2 protein-coding genes and 3 pseudogenes are annotated in these 3,575 nt (G+C 62.9%); 3 read left to right on the top strand and 2 right to left on the bottom strand.

Annotation, left to right across the window (positions count from 1 at the left end):
* A pseudogene (locus EN932_RS31585) lies at positions 1-299 on the top strand (hydrolase); the annotation flags it as partial.
* Positions 300-446: 147 nt separating this feature from the next.
* Here the strand turns inward: EN932_RS31585 and EN932_RS31580 are convergent.
* Both EN932_RS31580 and EN932_RS31575 read right to left on the bottom strand, forming a co-directional pair.
* Positions 447-815 carry a hypothetical protein gene (locus EN932_RS31580; protein WP_224620654.1) on the bottom strand — a complete coding sequence of 123 codons (369 nt, stop codon included), beginning with the start codon at positions 813-815 and terminating at the stop codon, positions 447-449.
* A 105-nt stretch (positions 816-920) separates the two neighbouring features.
* Positions 921-2,005: pseudogene (locus tag EN932_RS31575) on the bottom strand (histidinol-phosphate transaminase).
* A gap of 148 nt (positions 2,006-2,153) precedes the next feature.
* On the opposite strand from EN932_RS31575, the gene EN932_RS31570 reads away from it, so the two are divergent.
* Positions 2,154-2,927 carry a glucose 1-dehydrogenase gene (locus EN932_RS31570; RefSeq protein ID WP_127368123.1) on the top strand — a complete coding sequence of 258 codons (774 nt, stop codon included), beginning with the start codon at positions 2,154-2,156 and terminating at the stop codon, positions 2,925-2,927.
* A gap of 207 nt (positions 2,928-3,134) precedes the next feature.
* Positions 3,135-3,542, top strand: a pseudogene (locus EN932_RS31560) (histidinol dehydrogenase); the annotation flags it as partial.
* Positions 3,543-3,575 lie beyond the last annotated feature (33 nt).

Genomic DNA, 3,575 nt, shown 5'->3' with positions numbered 1-3,575 from the left:
CCCCTTATCCGGCCCCCAAGGCGCTGGTCATTGCGCCGCCGCCGCTGACCCCGATGCCCGATCCATGGTTCGAGGGCATGTTCGGCGGCGGGCACGAAAAATCCAGGGACCTGGCCAGGCAGTATAAGGCGATGGCGGATTTCATGAAGATCGATTTCCTCAATGCCGGCGATTACCTCACCACGGACGGTGTCGACGGAATTCATTTCACCGCCGCAAACAACGCCGATCTGGGACGCGCCGTCGCCGACAAGGTCAAGTCGATCCTCGAGCCGGGCCAGGTCAGCACCGCCGCTTGAAGCCACCACGCCCGTCGGCTTGCGGCACACAGGCCCACGGCGCAGGTGTGTCGCAGGTTCCTCCGGCGATGCACATCGATGCGGGGCCGAACGATGCGTTTGGCCCCGCGTTGATATGGCGCCCGGCACCGGCAGATGTGCGTCGATCTAGGGGCTTGGCCTCGGAACATCATCGGCCGATGCTTTGGTTTGACGATCGAAGACGACCGCCAGGCCGTTCTTGACGGCAAGTGAGGCGACCATGTCGTCGAGCTCGCGATCGGGAATGGCGGGTTTGAGGACCTGCCGGATGGCCCGATAGGCCTGCTCGGTCGACACATAGTCATAGCGCTTTTTACGCGCTTCCACATATTGCTCGATGAGAATGCCCAATCGGCGGGCGGCTATGTCATCTGGCTGCTGCAAGGGAGCCTCCTCAAGCGTCGATCGTTTGCAGACCCCTCGGATGTAAAAACCCACGCTGCGAAAGTTAAGGCCTGCGGCTGGTCCGAAGCCAAATAAATACGCTGTGGTCATCGACGATCCGCACGGCAGCCAAGCCAAGCGTCGGTCAAGGCCTTGGGCGAAATAGGGCGGCAGCGATCGGCTCCCAAGCGCGGAGCGATCCGCCCAGACGTGCATTCACAACAGCGCCGACAGAGCGGCCATGAAGTGGTCGTTTTCCGAAGTCGAGCCGATGCTGACACGCACATAGGTGTCAAAGCCCTGCTGCTTCCACGGTTTGACGATGACCCCTTGCCGCAGCAGGCCTTCGACGAAGACGGAGGCATCCTGCCGGCAGTTGAAGAACAGGAAATTGCCTCTGGAGGCGGCGACGTCGAGGCCCTTGCTCGCCAGGAAAGTCTCGACGCGTTTTCTCTCCGCCCTGGCCAGAGCTACGACCCTGGCGAGGTGTTCGTCATCGGCCAGCGCCGCGAATGCTGCGGCCTGGGCCATGCCGTTGGCGTTGAAAGGCGTGCGGACGCGGTCCAGCAGCGCGCGCAGCTCCGGGTCGCCGACGATGCCGAAGCCGATCCGCAATCCGGCCAGGCCGAACGCCTTGGAAAAGGTCCGAAGCACGATCCAGGGCCGGTCGAGCTTTCCCAGGTAGGGCAGGGATGACGCATAGTCGTCGCCCTTGGCATATTCGGCATAGGCTTCGTCGATGACGATCAGCGTCTCGTCGCTCGTCGCATCCAGAACCCTCGACAGATCGCCGCCGGAGAGCCAGCTGCCGACCGGGTTCATCGGGTTCGAGAACAGCAGCATGCGCGGCCGTTCGCGCACCGCCTCGACCAGCGCATCGACATTGATGGTCAGATCGTCGTTGACGACAACGCGCTTGACGGTAGCGCCCACAACGTCGTGTAGTCCTCATGCAGCGGAAACGACGGATAGAGCGTGACGACGGCGTCGCCCGGCCGCAACACGGCGCGGCTGATGACGGAGAGAAGATCTTCGGAACCGTTGCCGAGGATAATCTGGTCCTCGGCGACGGCATATTTGTCGCCGATCGCCTGGCGCAGCTTGCGCCCGGCAGGGTCCGGATAGAGGCGGAACATCTCGGAGCCGGCATGCATCGTGGCGGCGAGGCTCGGGCTGGGCCCGAGCGGGTTTTCGTTCGAGCCCAGTTTGGCGATTCTGGCCGGTGCGTATCGTTTCCGCACCTCGTCAATGGTCAGTCCGGAATTGTAGGGCGACAGGCAGTTGACTTCGGTGCGGACCATATCCGAGGCTTTCGACACGGGCTGGCTCCTCTGCGGTGGATTTCGTCATCCGTACCGCAGCTGAAATGCTTTGTATATGCTTGTATATGTAAGCTGACCTGATAGTCTCTACGCCGAAGCGGAAACCGACACCGACCAGGAGGATCACATGCGCAACGCTTCTCTCTTCGATCTCTCCGGCAGGAAGGCGCTTGTCACCGGCGCCAGCCGTGGCATCGGGCGCAGCATCGCCGAAGCGCTGAGTGCTGCCGGCGCCGACGTCGCGGTCACGGCGCGCAGCCTGGCCGCGCTGGAGCACACGACGGTCGCCATCCGCGCGGCCGGTGGGGTGGCGCATGCCGTCGCTCTCGACGTCACCGATGTCGGCCGCTGCCGCGCAGCCACCAACGAGGCTGCCAGCCTGCTTGGTGGTCTCGACATTCTCGTCAACAATGTCGGGATGGAGGAGGTGCGGCCCTCGCTCGATGTCGACGAGGCGCTGTGGGACAGGATCGTCGACACGAATCTGAAGGGAGCGTTCTTCTGCGCCCAGGCCGCCGCGCGGCAGATGCGCGACGCCGGCCGTCCCGGCACCATCATCAACCTGTGCTCGCTGACGTCGGAAGTCGGAATCCCAACCGCGGTGCCGTATGGCTCGTCGAAGTCCGGCCTGCTCGGCATGACGCGGGCGCTTGCGGCCGAGTGGGCGGAGCTTGGCATAAGGGTCAACGCCATCGCGCCGGGCTATTTCAGGACGGCGATGACGGACGTTTTTTACAACAACGAGGCATGGCAGCACTCCATGCTGGCCAAGATCCCGCAGCGGCGTTTCGGTGATCTCTCCGACCTGCATGGCATCGCCGTGTTCCTCGCTTCGGATGCGGCGGCCTACATAACCGGCCAGTCCATTCCGGTCGATGGCGGCTTTCTCGCCTCGATCTGATGAGGCAGGTTTATCTCGGTAGTTTCGACGGGAAGGATGATGGAAAAATCGCTGGCGACCGTCACATAGACATGTATATACTTTTGCCCAAGTGAAGCCTCTCGACGGCTTTGATCCTTGTTCAGGGTCGACCTGTCGGCCCGCAGCATATGGCCGGCCTGCGCCAGCCGTCATTGCGTTCCAAGAGTTCCAGGAGAACGAGCAGCCATGTCCGACATCAGCTTCCACGATTTGTCATCCATCGATGCCGACCAGCGCGCCAGTCTGCTGAAGCGCGCCGAGGCCGATCTGACGGTCTTCGTCGAGAAGGTCCGGCCGATCATCCAGGCCGTCAAGGACGAAGGCGACGCCGCCTTGATCCGCTTCGCCAGGGAACTCGACAAGGCCAATGTCGCCGAGGGCGAGCTGCAGGTGTCGGAAGCCGAGTTCGACGCGGCGTTCGACAAGGTGGAAAAGGACGTCGTCGAGAGCATCCAGTTCGGCATCGACAACATCAGGCATTTCCATGAGGAGCAGAAGCCGGAAACGATGTGGCTCAAGGAAGTCCGGCCGGGCGCCTATGCCGGCGACCGGTACACGCCGATCGCTTCCGTTGCGCTCTACGTGCCGCGCGGCACGTAGAGCGCAACGGAAGCGATCGGCGTGTAC

The sequence above is a fragment of the Mesorhizobium sp. M7A.F.Ca.US.002.01.1.1 genome (assembly GCF_004022955.1).
GTDB classification, from domain to species: Bacteria; Pseudomonadota; Alphaproteobacteria; order Rhizobiales; family Rhizobiaceae; genus Mesorhizobium; species Mesorhizobium ciceri.
This window is presented reverse-complemented; position numbering and strand designations above follow the sequence as displayed.

Excerpts from the sequence above, each read along its gene's own strand:
- EN932_RS31580 (WP_224620654.1), bottom strand. The coding sequence starts at position 815 with ATGACCACAGCGTATTTATTTGGCTTCGGACCAGCCGCAGGCCTTAAC.
- EN932_RS31570 (WP_127368123.1), top strand. The coding sequence starts at position 2,154 with ATGCGCAACGCTTCTCTCTTCGATCTCTCCGGCAGGAAGGCGCTTGTC.